Genomic DNA, 19693 nt, shown 5'->3' with positions numbered 1-19693 from the left:
GCGCCGCGTGGAGGGGATGGCGCAGCGCTAACCGCTGTCAGCGACGTTCGGCGGGGGCGGGCGGCGCAGCGGTATTAAGCAGTCAGCGCCGCTTGGCTGGGTCTGTTGGCGCAGGGAGAATCAACTGCGAGCGTGCTTGCTGGGTCTGACCGCAGCGGTATCAGGTGCTTAAGGCCGCTTGGCTAGGGCGGTGCAGGAGCATGGCGCTTTCAGCGCAGGCCGGTTTTAGCTTTCAGCGAAGCTATCACCGCCTGCGGCTGCGCGCGATACGCCGCCGGCCCGCGCGCGCGTAAATGGCAGGCTGCGCATTGTCCACAGCCATCGCCTTTGATGCCGTTGTAGCAGGTCAGCGTATCATGCCGCACCCTTTCAAGTTGATGGTAATAATCCGCCAGCGCCCAAGTTTCAGCTTTGTCCAGCCACATTAGCGGCGTGACGAATTGTAATTCGCGCGCCATACCAAGATTGACCGCGTGGTTCAGCGCTTTGATAAAGTCGTCGCGGCAATCGGAATAACCGGAGAAATCCGTCTCGCACACGCCGGTGATGACCGCGTCCGCCTCGACCTGATAGGCGTAGATGGCGGCCAGCGTCAAAAACAGGATGTTGCGGCCGGGCACAAAGGTGCTGGGCAGACCATCGGGCGTGTCCTCGTAGCCCGGTACCGGAATGTTGTCGCGGGTGAGGCTGCTGACCGCCAGCGCATTAAGCAGGCCGGCGTCGATCACCTTGTGCGCCCGCGCGCCCAACTGCATCGCAAGCTCGCGGGCGACGGTAATTTCCGCCCGATGGCACTGACCATAATCGAAGGTAACGCAATGGACTTCGTCGTACTGATTTAAGGCCTAGATAAGGCAGGTGGTTGAATCCTGCCCGCTGCTAAACACCACCACCGCTCGTTTCATCTGTTACGTTCACTATTCATGGCAAAGGGTATAGGGTACTGTCTCTGCCTGCGGATGAACAGTAGCGGGCGGCGAAAATTGCGGCGGTTGTTTGCCGTTACAGGTTTTCCAGCTCAATCTGCCACGGACGAATATCGCCGATATGTTCCTTTACCCATGTCGGCTGGTAGTAAGTGTCGCTATAGCGTTCGCCGCCGTCGCATAATAACGTGACGATGGCCCCCGCTTCGCCGGCGGCGCGCATACGTTTGGCCAATTGCAGCGCGCCCCACATGTTGGTGCCGGTAGAGCCACCCACGCGGCGGCCGAGCAGCGGTTCCAGCCACCCTAGCGTGGCGATGCTGGCCCCGTAGGGCACGGTCATCATTTCATCGATCACATCAGGGATAAACGACGGCTCGACCCGGGGCCGGCCAATACCTTCAATACGGCTGGGCCGATTATGGGTCAGTTCGGGATCGCGCTGGCGAAAAAATGCATGGAACACGGAATTTTCCGGGGCGACGACCATCAAGCGAGTCGGGTGGCCCTGATAGCGGATATAACGTGCAAGCGTCGCGGAGGTGCCGCCGGTGCCGGCACTCATCACCATCCAGGACGGCTGTGGAAACGGCTCGCGTGACAGCTGGCGCCAGATGCTTTCGGCAATATTATTATTTCCGCGCCAGTCGGTAGCCCGTTCGGCGTAGGTAAACTGATCCATATAATGGCCGTTTTGCTCACGCGCCAGCCGTTTCGCCTCATCGTAAATCAATCCGCCGTGGCTGACGAAATGACAGCGGCCGCCGTGATGCTCGATTTTTCGCCGCGCGGTACATCCGGCTACCACGGCGATAAAAGGCAGGCCCAGCAGGCGGGCGAAATAGGCCTCGGACACGGCGGTGCTGCCGGATAATGCTTCAATAATAGGCATGCCCTGACGGATCCAGCCGTTACAAAGCCCGTAGAGAAACAACGATCGGGCGAGCCGATGCTTTAGGCTGCCGGAAGGGTGGGTGCTCTCATCTTTTAGGTAGAAGATAATATTGGGAAAGGCCGGCAACGTAAGCCGGATTAAATGGGTATCCGCCGAGCGCTGGAAGTCGCTCGCTATCTCGTTTACCGCCCGTGCTGCCCATGACGACATGACTCATGTCCTTATTGGTAATTTAAACATAGCCTAACCACAATAGCGGAAAAAGGGTTTGCTATTTATTGCATTATTATCATAATTTGGAGGAATAATTTCTCTTTTATTGCCATAAAAAGAGAATATATTATCTGATGATCGCGGCATGAATCCTATTTATAAACTACCACGCCGGCTTAATCGCCATACGGTCAATTAACCATTCAACCAATCGTCCATTCGACCAGTTGGACAATCACGCAATCGGCATAAGACCATTCAACCATTCGACAAGTTGCCTTATCGGCCCGTTAGCCGTTTGAGCAATTGACCCTTCAGCCATTTAGCCATTTAACCTTTCGACCACTAAATCACTAATCCCTGCGGTGGGGGCGATAACAGCGCCGCGCCCCCCATGGCTTTCGGTCTCCGCCAGGGTTGAAACCAGCATAAATTTCTTAATCACGGTATAATGCGGCCACAATAGCGCTTGGCGCTTGGCGCTTGGCGCTCGGCGCGGCTGTCCGGCCCTTTTTATTTTTGGAATAACGCCTCGTGAGATTATTTGCACAATTAGGATGGTTTTTTCGCCGCGAGTGGCGGCAATACCTGGGTGCTGTGACATTATTGATCATTATCGCGCTATTGCAATTAGTGCCGCCGCGGCTGGTGGGGATGATTATCGATAGCGTGGTGGCCGGCAACGCCAGCGGGCGGTGTCTCGCGCTGTGGCTAGGGGTGATGGTCTTCACCGCGGTGCTGGTCTATGGGCTGCGCTATGTCTGGCGAGTATTATTATTTGGCGCCGCATACCGGCTGGCGGTAGAACTGCGCGACCGGCTTTACCAGTTGCTCAGCCGGCAATTGCCGGGCTTTTATCTGCGCCATCGTACCGGCGATTTGATGGCGCGCGCCACCAATGATGTGGACCGCGTGGTTTTCGCCGCCGGCGAAGGGGTGCTGACGCTGGTGGATTCACTGGTGATGGGTTGCTCGGTATTGTTGGTGATGAGTTTGCAAATCAGCTGGCAACTGACGCTGTTCGCGCTGTTGCCGATGCCGATAATGGCGGTACTCATCAAGCGGGACGGCCAGCGCCTGCATCAGCGCTTTCGCGTGGCGCAGGCGGCGTTCTCCTCGCTCAACAACCAGGCGCAGGAAAATCTGACCAGCATCCGGATGATCAAGGCGTTCGGTCTGGAACAGCATCAGTCGGCGCGTTTCGCCGTCGCCGCCGCGGAGGCCGGTGATAAAAACATGCGCGTGGCCCGGGTGGATGCCCGCTTCGACCCGACTATTTACTTGGCGGTAGGGCTATCAAATTTGCTGGCGGTCGGCGGCGGCAGCTGGCTGGTGCTGCGTGGCGCCATGACGCTCGGTCAACTGACCAGCTTTATCATGTATCTCGGGCTGATGATCTGGCCCATGCTCGCCCTTGCCTGGATGTTCAATATTGTCGAGCGCGGCAGCGCGGCCTACAGTCGCATCCGCCAGACGTTGGAAGAGGGGCCAGAAGTCGAGGATGGCGCGTTATCTCTTCCCGCGGAGCGGGGAACGTTGAGCGTGGCGATTAATGCATTTCGTTACCCCCACGCTAAAGAGCGTGTGTTACAGGATATTCATCTGACGCTGGCTCCCGGGCAGATGCTGGGCGTGTGCGGCCCTACCGGCGCCGGCAAAAGCACGCTACTGGCGCTAATCCTGCGGCAGTTTGACGTCAGCGAAGGGGAGATACGCTTTCACGATCTGCCTTTGACCGCGCTGGCGCTCGATCAATGGCGCAGTCGGCTGGCGGTGGTGAGCCAGACGCCTTTTTTGTTTTCCGACAGCGTGGCCAGCAATATCGCCCTTGGCCGACCGGACGCCACGGCGGAGCAGATTGAAGAGGCGGCACGGTTGGCCTGCATACATGACGACATACTGCGTCTTGCTAAGGGGTACCAGACAGAGGTCGGGGAACGCGGCGTTATGCTGTCCGGCGGGCAGAAACAGCGTCTGGCGATTGCCCGAGCGCTCTTGCTGGAGGCGGAAATTCTCGTCCTGGATGACGCGTTATCGGCGGTTGACGGGCGTACCGAACATAGCATATTGCATAATCTGCGCCGCTGGGGTGCCCACCGAACGGTGATCATTACCGCGCACCGGCTGTCGGCGCTGCAGGGCGCGAGCGAGATCCTGGTGCTCAAACAGGGCCGCATCGGCCAGCGCGGCGATCACGCCGCGCTGCTGCACCAGCCGGGCTGGTACCGGGATATGTACCGCTACCAGCAGTTGGAAGCCGCCCTCGAACAGGAACCCAAGGAGACGGGCGATGCGCAACTGGACTAGCCTTTGGCCCACCCTCAAACGGCTACTCGCCTATGGCCGGTCCTACCGCAGGCCGTTGACGTTGGCGGCTTTGATGTTATGGCTAGCGGCAGCGGCGGAAGTCGCCGGACCGATAGTGATTAGCTATTTCATCGACCATATTCTGCCCGAGAAAGTCCTGCCGCCCTGGACGGAGGCCGGTCTGGTGGCGGTTTTCCTCGCGCTACAGGTGCTGTCGGCGGCGCTGCGCTATTACCAGGCGCTGTTATTCAACCGCACTGCGTTAAGCGTCGTGCAGCAGTTGAGAACGGAAGTCATGGATGCCGCGCTGCGCCAGCCGTTAGGCGTATTCGATACTCAGCCGGTAGGGCAGCTCATTTCCAGGGTGACCAACGATACCGAAGTGGTGAAAGATCTGTACGTCACGGTGGTGGCCTCCGTGCTGCGCAGCGTGGCGTTAATCAGCGCCATGCTGGTGGCGATGTTTTTGCTGGACTGGCGGCTGGCGAGTATCTCGCTGGTGCTGTTTCCGGTGGTCATTGTGGTGATGTGGCTGTATCAGCATTACAGCACGCCAATCGTGCGGCGGATGCGGGCCTATGTCGCCGATATCAATGATGGCTTCAATGAAGCCATCAACGGGATGGGGGTAATTCAGCAATTCCGCCAGCAGCGGCGTTTCGGCGACAAGCTACAGCGGGCAAGCCACGCCCACTTCCAAACCCGTATGGCGACGCTACGGCTGGAGGGCTATCTGCTGCGCCCGCTGCTCAGCCTGCTGTTTGCGCTGATATTGTGCGGCATGCTGCTGCTGTTTGGGCTAAGTCCGCGCGGGGCGATAGGCGTGGGGGTGCTTTACGCCTTCATCAATTACCTCGGCCGGCTCAACGAGCCGCTGATTGAGCTGACATCCCAGCAGTCCATCATGCAGCAGGCGGCGGTCGCGGGGGAACGTATCTTTGAACTGATGGACGGTTCCGCGCAACGGTACGGCACGGATGATGTTCCCCTGAGCGGTGGCGCCATCGAATTGCGCAACCTGCACTTTGCCTATCGCCGGGGATCGCCGGTGTTGCGCGACATTTCGCTAACGGCGCCGGCGAAAAGTTTTATCGCCCTGGTGGGGCATACCGGCAGCGGCAAGAGTACCCTGGCCAGCCTGATGATGGGCTACTATCCGGTAAGCGCGGGGACGCTGTTGCTGGACGGCCGGCCCATAGAGACGCTTAGCCATCGCGTCTTGCGCCAGGGGGTGGCGATGGTGCAGCAAGATCCGGTCGTCATGGCTGACACGGTCTATGGCAACGTCACCCTCGGACGGGAGATAAGCGAGCAACAGGTCTGGCGCGCGCTAGAGCAGGTGCAACTGGCGGCGCTGGTACGCTCGCTACCGGGGGGAGTGTTCGCCGAACTGGGTGAACAGGGCAACACCTTGTCGGTCGGGCAAAAGCAATTGCTGGCTCTGGCGCGGGTGCTGGTGTCCACGCCGGCGGTATTGATTCTCGATGAGGCCACCGCCAATATCGATTCCGGTACTGAACAGACGATTGCCCGCGCGCTGGTGGCGATGCGGCGCCATACGACGCTGGTGGTCATAGCCCATCGGCTGTCGACGGTGGTCGAGGCGGATCAAATCCTGGTGCTGCATCGGGGCGAGGCGGTGGAGCGGGGCACCCATGCTGCCCTGCTGCAGGCGCGAGGCCGCTATTATCAAATGTATCAGCTACAGCAGGCGGGACAGGCGCTGCGCGCCGACGCGCCCCAGGCATTGCCCGGTTAAGGCCGTGCCGCCGGCTTAGCGATACCTTTACCCTTTCGCCGCCGTGCGGCAATAACATTTGCCTTCCTCCATCAGGCGCCACGATTTCCCCTCGCCATTTCGTCATCGTTAGCGCCAATCGGATGCCCATTCGCCGCGGTACGCACTATGAATGGGCATTTGTGTTCCAAATTTGTGACAGACGCACCGTTTTTTAGCATCAGGCACCTGTTTGGTGCATTTCTGTTTGTATGACCTTTCTTTTTTGATCCCTCCCCCTAACCCGCGACAGGCAGCTGCCATAGGAATAGCCTGCTAACGGTAAATTTTTATGTCAAAACATTTGTGGCACATGCTTTGCTTTAATTGGGCGTAGTGGTCGCGAGTCGGGACTTAATTTTCGAGGGGTACATATGAAGCTGGTAACCGTGGTGATTAAGCCATTTAAATTGGAAGATGTGCGTGAAGCGCTCTCCTCTGTGGGAATTCAGGGGCTGACGGTCACTGAAGTCAAGGGATTTGGGCGTCAGAAAGGCCATGCCGAGCTTTATCGCGGTGCCGAGTACAGCGTAAATTTCCTGCCAAAAGTGAAAATTGATATCGCTATCGCTGACGATCAGCTTGATGAAGTGATTGATGTCATCAGCAAGGCGGCCTGGCCTATACCGGCAAAATCGGCGACGGCAAGATTTTTGTTGCTGAACTTCAGCGGGTTATTCGCATTCGTACCGGCGAAACCGACGAAGCTGCACTTTAACGACATGCGCTATTTGTAGATAGGGATGAATAAAAAATGAAGAAACTTGTCTCACTCACCGTTTTAGGCGCTGCGGCCCTCTTGCCGTCCTGGGCCATGGCTGCGGCACCCGCAGTCGACAAGGCCGACAATGCCTTTATGATGATAAGCACCGCGCTGGTGCTGTTCATGACGCTTCCGGGGATAGCGCTGTTTTACGGCGGTCTGCTGCGCGGGAAAAACATGCTGTCAATGCTGACGCAGGTTGCGGTCACTTTTGCGCTGGTCTGTGTGCTATGGATGATTTACGGCTACTCGCTGACGTTCGGTACCGGTAATGCCTTCTTCGGCGATTTCAGCATGATCATGCTTAAAAGCATCGGCGTGACCGCACTGACCGGCAGTTTCTATCAGCTGATTCATGTCGCGTTCCAGTGCTCATTCGCCTACATTACCGTTGGCCTGATCGTCAGCGCGCTGGCGGAGCGTATCCGCTTCTCGGCGGTGCTGATTTTCGTGCTGGTGTGGCTGACTTTCTCCTATCTGCCCATGGCGCATATGGTATGGGCGGGTGGTTACCTGGCTTCTTTGGGCGCTTTGGACTTCGCCGGCGGTACCGTGGTGCATATTAACGCCGCCAGCGCCGGGCTGGTGGGGGCTTACTTGTTGGGCAAACGCGCCGGTTTTGGAAAAGAAGCGTTCAAACCCCATAACTTGCCGATGGTATTTACCGGCACCGCTATCCTGTACGTCGGCTGGTTCGGCTTCAACGCCGGCTCCGCCAGCGCCATCCTTTCCTGGGTGTTTGTCGAGTGGATGCTGCGCGGTAAACCGTCGTTGTTGGGTGCGTGTTCAGGCTGTATCGCCGGCCTGGTCGCCATTACACCGGCTGCCGGTACCGTCGGCGTTGGCGGTGCACTGGTCATCGGCCTGGTGGGTGGTGTCGCCGGTCTGTGGGGCGTGGTTACCTTGAAGAAATGGCTGAAAGTGGATGACGTGTGCGATGTCTTTGGCGTACACGGCGTCTGCGGTATCGTCGGCTGTCTCCTGACCGGGGTATTCTCCTCCGCGTCGCTGGGCGGCACCGGTTATGCTGAAGGTGTCACCATGGGCCACCAGGTGTGGGTGCAGCTCATGAGCGTAATCGTGTGACTGATCTGGTCTGGCGTGGTGGCGTTTATCGGCTTCAAAATCGCCGATATGATGGTGGGCCTGCGCGTATCCGAAGAGCAAGAGCGCGAAGGTTTGGACGTCAACAGTCACGGCGAAAATGCCTACAACCCCTAATCGAGGGCATTAACCGTTCCGTTCTACCGACAGACCGGGTGCCAATCCAGCGGGAGCGCTTAGCGCTCCCGCTTTTTTATGGCTGCCGGCCCTTCGGTTAGGCGGCGGACGGAAGAAAAATCCTCCTTAACCCGGCGACAGGAAATTTCCGGGATCTTGTGCCATGATTAAAGCATTGGGTGGTGCTGGTTCCGGTCACATCCGATCACTGATTCCGATTTCACCCGATCACTAATTCTGATTTCATCCGATCACTGATTCCGGTCGCCCGATCAGCGATTCCGATTCTGTCCGATCACTCATCTTCTGTTCCGCCATACTCTGGAGACTTTTAGCTTCCGGGGGCATGGCACGTAAAAAGAAGAAAGCGAGAACGGAAATGTGCATTTATATTAATGTTTTACGTATGAAATTCGAGCAGCGTCGCTCGAATCGCACTATCGCAGCAGCGCTCGGCATAGGCTGTACTACCGTGCACGATATCCTCGGCCGATTCACGGTAGCTAACCTGGTCTGGCCATTGCCGGCGGAACTGTCCCCCGTCGACCTCGACCGCCTGCTCTATCCCGGCAAATCCGGAAAAGTTATCAATACATTACCCAGCTGGCTTGATATCGATACCGAGTTAAGCCGCAAGGGCATGACCAAGCAGCTGCTCTGGATGGAATATCAGTCCGCCGTGGGCGGTGATGCCCTCGGTTACTCACAGTTTTGTGCACTGTTCCGTGACTGGAAAAAGAAGCAGTGGCGTTCCATGCGCATGGAGCACAAGGCTGGCGAAAAGCTCTTCATCGACTTCTGTGGCCCCACCGTACCTATCGTCAACCCTGCGACGAGCCTGTTTAGAAATTTGTGTATTTGCCTGATTTTGATATGTTCAATCCAACATCAAAAACAGGTTAATTTATGGACGAAAAACAGTTGCAGGCTCTGGCTAACGAACTGGCCAAAAATCTCAAAACCCCTGAAGATCTCAGTCACTTCGATCGGCTGCTGAAAAAAATCAGCGTCGAAGCAGCTCTCAATGCCGAAATGACCCATCACCTCGGCTACGATAAAAATCAGCCTAAACCGGGGACCAACGCCCGCAACGGCTATTCCACAAAAACCGTTACCACTGGCGATGGCCCGCTGGCGCTGCGTACTCCGCGCGATCGTGACGGTTCCTTTGAACCGCAGCTGGTGAAGAAGAACCAGACCCGGATTACCGGGATGGATAACCAGATTTTATCGTTGTACGCCAAAGGGATGACCACCCGCGGAGATCGCCGCCGCGTTCAAAGAGCTGTATGACGCCGATGTCTCGCCGGCGCTGGTCTCAAAGGTCACCGATGCGGTCATGGAGCAGGTTGTTGAATGGCAAAACCGGCCTCTGGATGCAGTCTATCCCATTGTTTATCTTGACTGTATCGTTCTAAAAGTCCGGCAGGACAGCCGCATCATTAACAAATCTGTGTTCCTGGCGCTGGGCATCAACATCGAAGGCCAGAAAGAGTTGCTAGGTATGTGGCTGGCCGAAAATAAAGGGACCCTGTACACGATTCTGTGTAAATGCCTTTTCTCAGAAGTGACCGTCCAGGCGGTCACCGAACTCGATAATAAAGCGGCTCATTGCCATGCGCCAGTCCCTCAAAGGCATTGTCCATTTCTGTGAGGCCGCCTGTATCGCCAGCCACACCACCTTTTTCACTGCGTCGTCGGTCGGGAACACCTTGCGCTTTTTGATGGCATGCCGGATCACGCTGTTTAACGACTCGATGGCGTTGGTCGTGTAGATCACCTTGCGGATGTCCGTTGGGTAGGCAAAGAACGTGGCCAGATTGGCCCAGTTTGCCTGCCAGCTTCGACTTATTTGCGGGTAGCGGATGTCCCAGGCACTGGAGAACGCTTCCAGCGCCTGCAAGCCGGCTTCTTCCGTAGGGGCCTGATAGATAGCTTTCAGGTCGCGGGTGACGGCCTTGTAGTCCTTCCAGGAGACGAACCGCAGGCTGTTGCGCACCATATGTACGATACACAGCTGGAGCCGCGCCTCCGGATACACCGCGTTAATAGCGTCAGGGAAACCTTTCAGCCCGTCTACGCAGGCGATAAGGATATCGTTCAGGCCGCGGTTTTTCAGCTCTGTCAGCACGTTCAGCCAGAACTTTGCGCCTTCATTTTCGGCCAGCCACATACCTAGCAACTCTTTCTGGCCTTCGATGTTGATGCCCAGCGCCAGGAACACAGATTTGTTAATGATGCGGCTGTCCTGCCGGACTTTTAGAACGATACAGTCAAGATAAACAATGTGATAGACTGCATCCAGAGGCCGGTTTTGCCATTCGACAACCTGCTCCATGACCGCATCGGTGACCTTTGAGACCAGCGCCGGCGAGACATCGGCGTCATACAGCTCTTTGAACGCGGCGGCGATCTCGCGGGTGGTCATCCCTTTGGCGTACAACGATAAAATCTGGTTATCCATCCCGGTAATCCGGGTCTGGTTCTTCTTCACCAGTTGCGGTTCAAAGGAACCGTCACGATCGCGCGGAGTACGCAGCGCCAACGGGCCATCGCCAGTGGTAACGGTTTTGTGGAATAGCCGTTGCGGGCGTTGGTCCCCGGTTTAAGCTGATTTTTATCGTAGCCGAGGTGATGGGTCATTTCGGCATTGAGAGCTGCTTCGACGCTAATTTTTTTCAGCCGCCGATCGAAGTGACTGAGATCTTCAGGGGTTTTGAGATTTTTGGCCAGTTCGTTAGCCAGAGCCTGCAACTGTTTTTCGTCCATAAATTAACCTGTTTTTGATGTTGGATTGAACATATCAAAATCAGGCAAATACACAAATTTCTAAACAGGCTCAATGAAGGCGCAAAGTTCTGGCTGAACGTGCTGACAGAGCTGAAAAACCGCGGCCTGAACGATATCCTTATCGCCTGCGTAGACGGGCTGAAAGGTTTCCCTGACGCTATTAACACGGTGTATCCGGAGGCGCGGCTCCAGCTGTGTATCGTGCATATGGTGCGCAACAGCCTGCGGTTCGTCTCCTGGAAGGACTACAAGGCCGTCACCCGCGACCTAAAAGCTATCTATCAGGCCCCTACGGAAGAAGCCGGCTTGCAGGCGCTGGAAGCGTTCTCCAGTGCCTGGGACATCCGCTACCCGCAAATAAGTCGAAGCTGGCAGGCAAACTGGGCCAATCTGGCCACGTTCTTTGCCTACCCAACGGACATCCGCAAGGTGATCTACACGACCAACGCCATCGAGTCGTTAAACAGCGTGATCCGGCATGCCATCAAAAAGCGCAAGGTGTTCCCGACCGACGACGCAGTGAAAAAGGTGGTGTGGCTGGCGATACAGGCGGCCTCACAGAAATGGACAATGCCTTTGAGGGACTGGCGCATGGCAATGAGCCGCTTTATTATCGAGTTCGGTGACCGCCTGGACGGTCACTTCTGAGAAAAGGCATTTACACAGAATCGTGTACAGGGTCTGGCAAATCATTGCGGGTGTCGCTCTAGGCACCACATTGGCAGGATGCGCGGATAAAAGCGCCAACATTCCCACCCCCGCGTTTAAAGCGCCGGGCACCGCCCAGCAGGGCGCCATCAGCCAGCCGGCGGTCAGCGGTACGGTGTATATCCGCCAGCGCATCGCGCTGCCGCCTAACGCGGCGCTGACGGTCACGCTATCCGATGCCACGATTCCTGATACCCCGTCCAAAGTCATCGCGCAGCGCGTGGTGCGCACGGACGGCAAGCAAGCTCCGTTCAGCTTTGTATTGCCGTTTAATCCCTCGGATATTCAGCCCAATGGCCGCATCCTGTTAAGTGCCGCCATTACGGTTGATGGCCGCGTAGTGATGATCACCGAGCAGGTAAAAATGGCGGTCACCCAAGGCGGAGCGCGCCACGATTTGATCTTGGTACCGGTTGAGTCGGTTGCCTTGCCGACGCAAACTCAACCCGCTACCACGGTGCCGTTAAGTTCGCCAACGCAGGTGACCCCTTCGGATAGCATCCCGGCGCCGACGTCCTTTTAACGGCTATCCGACAGCAGCCGCGCGTCCTGGCGGCCTTGGTCCGAATGGCCGCTTCTGGCGGCTTTCTTCTTAATGCCTGCTCCCGGTGGCCGTCCTCCCAGTGTTCGCTTCCGGCGACCGCAATACCGAGGGTCGCTTCCGGCGACCGTCATTCCAACGGCCGCTTCCGATGGCGAGCCGGCTCCCAGGGCGGCCTGCGTTTACCGAGGCTGCGGTGATAAATCGTGGCCATCTGACGACGCTCGCGCTGCACAGGCCCAGACGCCAACCAAGAACGCTCGGTACCGCCCCCTATCACCACGGCGGCTGGCGATAAACGCTTAATCGCCGTCTTCTGGACGCCACCGGCAGCGGGCGAGATCAAACCGGCCGCTGTTTTGTAACAACAGCCCTTCGGCCTGCAGCACCCTGAGCTGGCAGTAGAAATCCTCGCCGCTTAGCGAGATAGCGCCGTGACGATTAACCACTCGATGCCAGGGGAGTTTGCTGCCCTCGGGCAGCTGGCTCAATAGCCCGCCGACTTGCCGAGCGGCGCGCGGTGCGCCGGCCAGACGCGCCACATCACCATAGGTGGTTAATCGGCCATAAGGGATGGCGGCCACGATCTGATAAACGCGCTGACGAAAATTATCGTGAGAGGGATCGGACATATTTTCAATTCTGCAGTTGAATTCGGCGTGGGAATTATCCTGTCACATTTAGCCCGGCGACCGCAACCCGCCGGCGGTGAAGCGATACGTGTGAAACATATTGGATAAGAAAACGGCGCTTAAACCGCCCTGGCTTGCAATTACCCAAGCCTTAATTGATAATGCCCCGCGCTCGTTTGAAACGAGCCGTCACTGGAGGCCCCGTGGGTGCTCTCGCAACACTACCCTGTGAACTCGGTCAGGTCCGGAAGGAAGCAGCCGCAGCAGGCGACGTGTGTGCCGGGATGTCGCTGGCGGGGCCTCCACCCAATTCAGCCCGCATTCATCTTGCTCTCTCTCTCGGGCCTACCCGCCCGCGGCGCCGAGGTTATCCTCCCTTTACCGGGAAATAAGCGGTGTTTTTTCCGCAATTGTCCTTTATTAATGACGTGCCGAAATTGTATCTGCCGGTCAGTACATTCCCGTCCGGCACCTGTAAAAATACAATCGTACGAAATAACGCCAAGGCCGTCCCGCAAAAATGAGGGAAATCCGACGTAATATGCACTTGACATCACCGCTTGGGACCTGCGCTTGGAGAAGACCAATAATGTTATTAACCAGTATGATAACGCACTGGCCATTTACATCCGCGTCGCGCGCCAGACAATAGGAGGTTAACCTGACGTCAATGGCGCGAAAAAGAACGGTTATCAGCAGGGGCAAGCAATAGGTTATTTAATTGCCGGAGGGCAAAAAAAGGTATTAATAGTCATGTTTATTAACACTAACATTATGTTTAGAATAATCAGTTTTAGCGTACATACTTCCAGACAGAAACTGGAACTTTGTCGTACAGCTTGTTCATGGTCAGTTCCGCCAGGCGATGATCGGCGGCGGAATTGAATATCTCCAGTTCATCATCAGACAGTTCATATTTGTTTTTTTCAATCACACGCTCGAGGGTTTCCAGCGTTCGGCACTTCCTCAAGCGCATTAAATAGTCGATCTTTTTCATTTTTACCTTTTTGTACAGTCAGTTGAACGGGTGAGTTACTACTTTCTCAGGTTGTACAGAGCTCTGTCTCCGAGAATGTTCCGAATAAACGCCTGCGGCTGCGACGCCAGCGCTGGATATCGTAATTATTGATGCCATAGCTACTGAACAGGGTAAAAGTATCGTCTAAAAAGGTTTCAACCTGATCGGTAAGCTCACTTTCATTATGGTATTTAAGTTTGAAGATGACAATATTCGCCGCTATGTGCTCAATTAATTCGTTAAGCTGCAAATTGACGGCGGAACTTGGGTCATTTACCCAACCATGATAGCTGTCACCCAGACTGGCAATGCCTTCATCATAGAGATTTTCACACAGGTATTTCAATTGCGCAATATCGTAGCGTTTGGGTGAATACTCATCCATATCAGCCCTCCTAACACATAGCAATTGCAGTAATCTTAAAACCCGGCTGGGGACATGGATCGATACCCACTGCTCAATTCGCCCATTCCAGATTAAAGATAGGATATTTTGGGCGGTTTGGCATCCCATGCTTACATTAACTTACAGTCCCTGAGTCATAGCCAGCCGTGACAGCAGGGCTCAGGTAAACAGCGTTGGGATGGGAGTCTCAGCGTTCTCTCATTGCCGGCGTGCTGGTGCGGAATGAAACGATACGGCTGAATTACTTTTATCAGTGCTGATGCATGATGGATACTTTAAAATTAGCAGGCATGTCGGCTAAATAAAAGAGTGTTTTCTTCTTATTCACTCAAATACAATATTTATTTACAAATATGCGTAAATCCCCGCATTTCTCCTACCATAATCATGCCTATGCCGTTTCACGCCCCGACGACACAAATAAAAAGCGCCGAAGGTATTCCCTCGGCGCAGCTGTACTGTCTTTCTGTCCCGGCCCCGGTCGCCCAGCGCCATAATTGTCAGCAGCGTGTTTTGCGTCCCTGTACCGCCTTGAAGCGGGGGTTGGATTTGCATATGACATACACGCGCCCACACCGGCGAACAATCTGACAGTCGGGATGACGCGTTTTGGCGCTCTTGAGGGAACTTAATACCTGCATCTGCTGGTTTCTCCTGAGGGTTAACCTTGTTGACCGAGGAAACGGCCAAAGCGTTGATTAAAACGTGCGGTACTCCCGTCTTTGGCTACCGTACGCTGCTTCCCGGTGTAATAGGGATGCGACGCGCTTGAGACGTCGAGAGTGACATAGGGGTAGGTCGCCCCCTCGTATTCCACAGAGCGCGTGGTCGCGATGGTCGAACCGACTTTGAAGTAGACGTTGGCCGTGGTGTCGTGAAAAACCACCTGACGATAAACGGGATGAATAGCGGGTTTCATCATGCTGCTCCTAATTATAATGTTATAACATATTAATTATAGCGTCAGGGAAGACATTATACAATCGCCGGGCGGGGGATCGTCTCGGCCCGCAAGACATGAAAAAGGGCCGCAATAGCGGCCCTGGTGTGAGGGGATGACGACGTCGCGCTTACGGCCGCGGCGACGGGTTGTCCACGGGATGTCCATGTTCCAGTTCGTCCTGATGGCCCGTCTTACCGAAGCGGCGGCGTACCACCACGAAGAACACCGGTACGAAGAAAATTGCCAACAGGGTAGCGGTAACCATCCCGCCCATGACGCCGGTACCGACCGCGTTTTGCGAGCCTGAGCCGGCACCGATGCTGATCGCCAGTGGCAATACGCCGAGGATGAAGGCCAGCGAGGTCATCAGAATCGGTCGTAAACGCATACGTACCGCTTCCAAAGTGGCTTCTACCAGTCCTTTGCCTTCCTTCTCCATCAGATCCTTGGCGAATTCCACGATCAATATGGCGTTTTTGGCCGACAATCCGATGGTGGTCAGCAGACCAACCTGGAAGTAAACGTCATTGTTTAAACCGCGTAGCGTCGCCGCCAGCAGGGCGCCGATAACCCCCAGCGGTACCACCAGCATGACCGAGAACGGAATAGACCAGCTCTCATACAGGGCCGCCAGGCATAAGAACACCACGATGAGCGATATCGCATACAGCGATGGGGCCTGATTGCCGGATAACCGTTCCTGGTAGGACATTCCGGTCCAGTCGTAACCGATTCCCGTCGGCAGTTTGCCCGCCAGCTGCTCCATCAATGCCATGGCTTCACCGGTACTCTTACCGGGCGCGGCTTCCCCCTGGATCTCCATCGACGGCAGCCCGTTATAGCGCTCCAGACGCGGCGAACCGTATTGCCAGCGTGAGGTCGTGACCGCCGATAAGGGCACCATTTGGTTATCCGAACCGCGTACATACCAGTTATTGATATCCTGCGGCAGCATACGGTAGGGCGCGTCACCCTGGACATAGACCTTCTTCACGCGGCCGCGGTCAATGAAGTCATTAACATAGCTGCCACCGAGCGCCGCACCGATGGTGGTGTTGATATCCGACAGCGAAACTCCCAGCGCTTCGGCTTTCTCGTGATCGACATCCAGCTTGTATTCGGGGGTATCTTCCAGACCGTTGGGCCTGACGCCCTGCAACACATCAGGATGCTGCGCCACCATCCCCAACAGCTGATTGCGCGCCGCGGTCAGCTGTTCATGCCCCAGATTGTTCTCATCGATAAGCTCAAAGTCGAAACCGGTTGCAGTCCCCAGTTCGACGATCGCGGGCAGGTTAAACGCCAGCACGATGCCGTCTTTGATCTTGGAGAACGCCTGGTTGGCGCGGGCGGTAATCGCGGGCACTTTGTTGTCTGCCCCGGAACGCTCACCCCAGTCCTTCAGGCTGACGAACACGATACCGGAGTTCTGCCCCCGGCCGGCGAAACCAAAGCCGTTGACCGTGAACACCGACCTGACATTGTCTTTTTCGTTGTTCAGATAATACTGGGTCACCTCATCCAGCACTTTCTGGGTGCGCTCCTGGGTGGCGCCCGCCGGCAGCAGCGTCATCGTCAGGAAGACGCCCTGATCCTCATCCGGCAGGAACGACGTGGGCAGGCGAATAAACAGTAACGCCATACCCACCACAATCAGCAGATAAATCAACAAATAGCGACCGGTGCTGTTTAAGATGTGGCCGATGCTGTCAGTATAGTGGTGGGTACTCTGGTCGAACTTTTTATTAAACCAGCCGAAAAAGCCGGTGGTCTTGCCGTGAGCGCCTTTTTTAATGGGCTTGAACAGGGTGGCGCACAGCGCCGGGGTCAGAATCAGCGCCACGATAACCGACAAAATCATCGCCGAAACGATGGTGATAGAGAACTGACGGTAAATAGCGCCGGTCGAGCCACCGAAAAACGCCATCGGCACAAATACGGCGGAGAGTACCAGCGCGATCCCTACCAGTGCGCCTTGGATCTGGCCCATCGATTTCCGCGTGGCCTCAATGGGACTGAGCCCCTCCTCGGCCATTACGCGCTCGACGTTTTCCACCACCACGATGGCGTCATCCACCAGCAGCCCGATGGCGAGCACGCAGGCGAACATCGTCAATGTGTTAATGGTATAACCAAACGCTCCCAGGATGGCGAATGTCCCCAGCAGAACTACCGGCACCGCGATGGTCGGGATAAGCGTCGCGCGGAAATTTTGCAAGAACAGATACATCACCAGGAACACCAGGATGATGGCTTCCACCAGCGTTTTCACCACCTCGGTGATGGAGATCTTCACAAACGGCGCGGTGTCGTAAGGGTAAACCACTTTCAGTCCGGCGGGGAAGTTGGGCTGAAGCCGCGCCAGTTCCGCTTTAACCGCGTTGGCGGTATCCAGCGCGTTGGCGCCGGTGGCGAGTTTAACCCCCAAACCGGTGGCGGGCTGGCCGTTGATGCGGGCGATAATATCGTAGCTCTCTCCGCCCAGCGCGATGGTCGCCACATCCTTCAGCCGCACCTGCGATCCGTCGGGATTGACTTTCAGCTGGATTTTGCCGAACTCCTCGGCGGTTTTCAGCCGGGTTTGCACGATAATCGAGGCGTTAAGCTGTTGCCCCTTCACCGGCGGCGAACCGCCCAGCTGGCCTGCGGCGATCTGGTTGTTCTGGACCTCCAGCGCGCTGATGACATCCACCGGCGTTAGCTGAAAATTATTTAGCTTATTGGGATCGAGCCAGATACGCATTGCATATTGGGCGCCGAACAATTGCACTTCGCCCACGCCGTTGGTACGGTTTATCGGATCCTTGATGGAGGAACCGACATAATCCGCGATATCTTCCTGGGTCATGTTTTTATCATCGCTGATAAAACCGGCGACCATAAGGAAGCTGGCGCTGGATTTCTGTACCTGTACGCCTTGTTGCTGAACTTCTTGAGGCAACAGCGGCATTGCGAGTTGCAGTTTGTTCTGCACCTGGACCTGGGCGATATCCGGATCGGCACCCGATTCAAAGGTCAGGGTGATGGTCGCGGTGCCGGACGAGTCGCTGTCGGAGGCCATGTACATCAGATGGTCGATGCCGTTCATATTCTGCTCGACTATCTGCGTCACGCTATCTTGCAGCGTTGAGGCGTCCGCCCCGGGGTAGGTAGCGGTGATACGGATCGTCGGCGGCGCGATAGCCGGATACTGTTCGATGGGCAGCTTGAGAATCGATAGCGCCCCCGCCAGCATGATGATAATGGCAATCACCCATGCGAAGATGGGCCGATCGATAAAGTACTTAGACATAAGGGTTACCCGTTCCTGTTAAGACTTACTGGCGGTGTCAGGCTGCGGTTGTTCCGGTTGTTTTTCCTGGTCGGTCACTTCTTTCGGGGTGACCTGCATGCCGGGTTTCACCTTTTGCACGCCGGCGACGATGACCTTGTCGCCTTCTTGTAATCCGGCGGTGACTAACCATTTATCGCCGATGGCCTGCGGTGCCGTGATCTGACGGATCGCGACTTTATTGTCGCTCCCGACCACCATGGCGCTCGCCTCGCCACGGGGCGTGTGGGTGACGCCCTGTTGAGGCACGAGTAAAGCGTTTTCATTGATACCCTGGTCCAATTTGGCGCGCACAAACATACCCGGCAGTAGCGTATGCTGCGGATTCGGAAAAATAGCGCGCAGCGTAATGGAGCCGGTGGTTTCATCCACCGTGACATCGGAGAATTCCAACGTACCCGTCTGTGCATATTCGCCGCCGTTTTCCATCAGCAGGCGCACCGTCGCTTTACCGTCATGCTGTTTCAACGTGCCGTTTTCCAGCTCTTGACGCAGACGCATGAAGTCATTGCTCGACTGGGTAACATCGACATACATCGGGTCCAACTGCTGAACGGTCGCCATCGCGGTCGTTTGCGCGCTGGTGACCAAGGCGCCTTCGGTAAAGGCGGACTTGCCGATGCGGCCGCTTATCGGGGAAGTGACGCGGGTGTAGGCCAGATTGATGCGGGCGGTTTCCAGCGCCGCCTGCGCCGCTTGCTCGGCCGCATCGTTTTGCGCCAGCGTCGCAACCGCCTGATCATAGTCTTGGCGGCTGACATAGCTGGTGGAGAGCAGTTTCTTATAGCGGTTTACCGTCACCCTCGCGATGCCGGCATTCGCCTGCGCCTGCGCCAAATCGCCCTTGGCGCTGTTATAGGCGGCCTGATAGGTGGCCGGATCAATTTGATACAAAGAGACGCCTGCCGTGACATCGCTCCCTTCGACGAAATTACGTTTCAGGATAATGCCATAGACCTGTGGACGGACTTCCGCGACCCGGAAAGCGGCGGTGCGGCCCGGTAAGTCGATGGTGACATTAAGCGCTTGTTTTTTTAGCGTCACAACGCCCACTTCGGGAGCCTGCTGCTGATTGCCTGCCTGCGCGGCTTCTTTATTATCACAGCCTGCGAGAATAAAACTGCCGGAAAGCATCAGAACGGCCGCCAGAGGCAATAGCCCTCTGTTTTTGTTCATAGATAAACCCCAAGATTCCGATTTGAAAAAATTGATCAAGTGATCA

The 19693-nt window shown here is 56.1% G+C and carries 12 protein-coding genes, 1 other RNA gene and 7 pseudogenes; 9 read left to right on the top strand and 11 right to left on the bottom strand.

Annotated elements, in window-relative coordinates:
- Window positions 1–209 precede the first annotated feature (209 nt).
- The 3 genes and pseudogenes from queC to SOPEG_RS28565 form a co-directional block, all read right to left on the bottom strand.
- Window positions 210–905: pseudogene (queC, locus tag SOPEG_RS21490) on the bottom strand (7-cyano-7-deazaguanine synthase QueC).
- Between the two features lie 97 nt (window positions 906–1002).
- The gene (locus SOPEG_RS21485) at window positions 1003–2031 is read right to left on the bottom strand and encodes a PLP-dependent cysteine synthase family protein (protein WP_025246884.1); all 1029 of its coding nucleotides are present in this window, start codon (window positions 2029–2031) and stop codon (window positions 1003–1005) included.
- 325 nt (window positions 2032–2356) lie between these two features.
- Window positions 2357–2638, bottom strand: coding sequence for a hypothetical protein (locus SOPEG_RS28565; protein WP_162149706.1), 282 nt, complete (start codon window positions 2636–2638; stop codon window positions 2357–2359).
- Between SOPEG_RS28565 and SOPEG_RS21480 the strand changes: the two genes are divergently transcribed.
- From SOPEG_RS21480 to SOPEG_RS26830, 6 genes and pseudogenes are all read left to right on the top strand, one after another.
- Window positions 2569–4341 (top strand): SmdA family multidrug ABC transporter permease/ATP-binding protein, encoded by a 1773-nt coding sequence (locus SOPEG_RS21480; protein ID WP_025246883.1) that lies wholly within the window; start codon window positions 2569–2571, stop codon window positions 4339–4341. The two genes, SOPEG_RS28565 and SOPEG_RS21480, sit on opposite strands and share 70 nt — an antisense overlap.
- Window positions 4325–6100: a SmdB family multidrug efflux ABC transporter permease/ATP-binding protein gene (locus tag SOPEG_RS21475; RefSeq protein WP_025246882.1), complete on the top strand. Its 1776-nt coding sequence runs from the start codon at window positions 4325–4327 to the stop codon at window positions 6098–6100. Before SOPEG_RS21480 ends, SOPEG_RS21475 begins: the two co-directional genes overlap by 17 nt.
- 392 nt (window positions 6101–6492) lie before the next feature.
- Window positions 6493–6836, top strand: a pseudogene (gene glnK, locus SOPEG_RS21470) (P-II family nitrogen regulator).
- Between the two features lie 36 nt (window positions 6837–6872).
- A pseudogene (gene amtB / locus SOPEG_RS21465) lies at window positions 6873–8102 on the top strand (ammonium transporter AmtB).
- 346 nt (window positions 8103–8448) lie between these two features.
- Window positions 8449–8961: pseudogene (locus tag SOPEG_RS26835) on the top strand (IS21 family transposase); the annotation flags it as partial.
- Between the two features lie 47 nt (window positions 8962–9008).
- A pseudogene (locus SOPEG_RS26830) lies at window positions 9009–9639 on the top strand (IS256 family transposase); the annotation flags it as partial.
- A 24-nt stretch (window positions 9640–9663) separates the two neighbouring features.
- On the opposite strand, the pseudogene SOPEG_RS21450 reads toward SOPEG_RS26830, so the two are convergent.
- Window positions 9664–10871, bottom strand: a pseudogene (locus SOPEG_RS21450) (IS256-like element ISSoEn2 family transposase).
- A gap of 72 nt (window positions 10872–10943) precedes the next feature.
- Here SOPEG_RS21450 and SOPEG_RS21440 point away from each other — a divergent pair.
- Together SOPEG_RS21440 and SOPEG_RS21435 are read left to right on the top strand one after the other, a co-directional pair.
- Window positions 10944–11540, top strand: a pseudogene (locus SOPEG_RS21440) (IS256-like element ISSoEn2 family transposase); the annotation flags it as partial.
- A 22-nt stretch (window positions 11541–11562) separates the two neighbouring features.
- A complete protein-coding gene (locus SOPEG_RS21435) occupies window positions 11563–12123 on the top strand; it encodes a YbaY family lipoprotein (RefSeq protein ID WP_025246877.1) in 561 nt (186 codons plus the stop codon).
- 320 nt (window positions 12124–12443) lie between these two features.
- Here the strand turns inward: SOPEG_RS21435 and SOPEG_RS21430 are convergent, their stop codons facing one another.
- Window positions 12444–12773 carry an MGMT family protein gene (locus SOPEG_RS21430; protein ID WP_025246876.1) on the bottom strand — a complete coding sequence of 110 codons (330 nt, stop codon included), beginning with the start codon at window positions 12771–12773 and terminating at the stop codon, window positions 12444–12446.
- A gap of 202 nt (window positions 12774–12975) precedes the next feature.
- Here SOPEG_RS21430 and ffs point away from each other — a divergent pair.
- Window positions 12976–13072, top strand: an RNA gene (gene ffs, locus SOPEG_RS25650) — signal recognition particle sRNA small type.
- Between the two features lie 494 nt (window positions 13073–13566).
- Here ffs and SOPEG_RS21425 read toward each other — a convergent pair.
- From SOPEG_RS21425 to SOPEG_RS21405, 6 genes are all read right to left on the bottom strand, one after another.
- The gene (locus SOPEG_RS21425) at window positions 13567–13770 is read right to left on the bottom strand and encodes an HHA domain-containing protein (RefSeq protein WP_011410544.1); all 204 of its coding nucleotides are present in this window, start codon (window positions 13768–13770) and stop codon (window positions 13567–13569) included.
- A gap of 46 nt (window positions 13771–13816) precedes the next feature.
- Window positions 13817–14176 (bottom strand): Hha toxicity modulator TomB, encoded by a 360-nt coding sequence (gene tomB, locus SOPEG_RS21420; protein ID WP_025246875.1) that lies wholly within the window; start codon window positions 14174–14176, stop codon window positions 13817–13819.
- Window positions 14177–14697: 521 nt separating this feature from the next.
- Entirely contained in the window at window positions 14698–14838 is a 141-nt protein-coding gene (gene ykgO / locus SOPEG_RS25645) for a type B 50S ribosomal protein L36 (protein WP_071882278.1), read from the bottom strand.
- A 20-nt stretch (window positions 14839–14858) separates the two neighbouring features.
- A complete protein-coding gene (locus tag SOPEG_RS21415; protein WP_025246874.1) occupies window positions 14859–15116 on the bottom strand; it encodes a type B 50S ribosomal protein L31 in 258 nt (85 codons plus the stop codon).
- Between the two features lie 151 nt (window positions 15117–15267).
- Window positions 15268–18432: an efflux RND transporter permease subunit gene (locus SOPEG_RS21410; RefSeq protein ID WP_025246873.1), complete on the bottom strand. Its 3165-nt coding sequence runs from the start codon at window positions 18430–18432 to the stop codon at window positions 15268–15270.
- A gap of 18 nt (window positions 18433–18450) precedes the next feature.
- Window positions 18451–19647: an efflux RND transporter periplasmic adaptor subunit gene (locus SOPEG_RS21405; RefSeq protein WP_025246872.1), complete on the bottom strand. Its 1197-nt coding sequence runs from the start codon at window positions 19645–19647 to the stop codon at window positions 18451–18453.
- Window positions 19648–19693 lie beyond the last annotated feature (46 nt).

Origin of the sequence: Candidatus Sodalis pierantonius str. SOPE, from assembly GCF_000517405.1 — a bacterium.
Taxonomy (GTDB): domain Bacteria; phylum Pseudomonadota; class Gammaproteobacteria; order Enterobacterales; family Enterobacteriaceae; genus Sodalis_C; species Sodalis_C pierantonii.
Note: the sequence above shows the minus strand (reverse complement) of the source record. Positions and strands in the feature narration are given on the sequence as shown.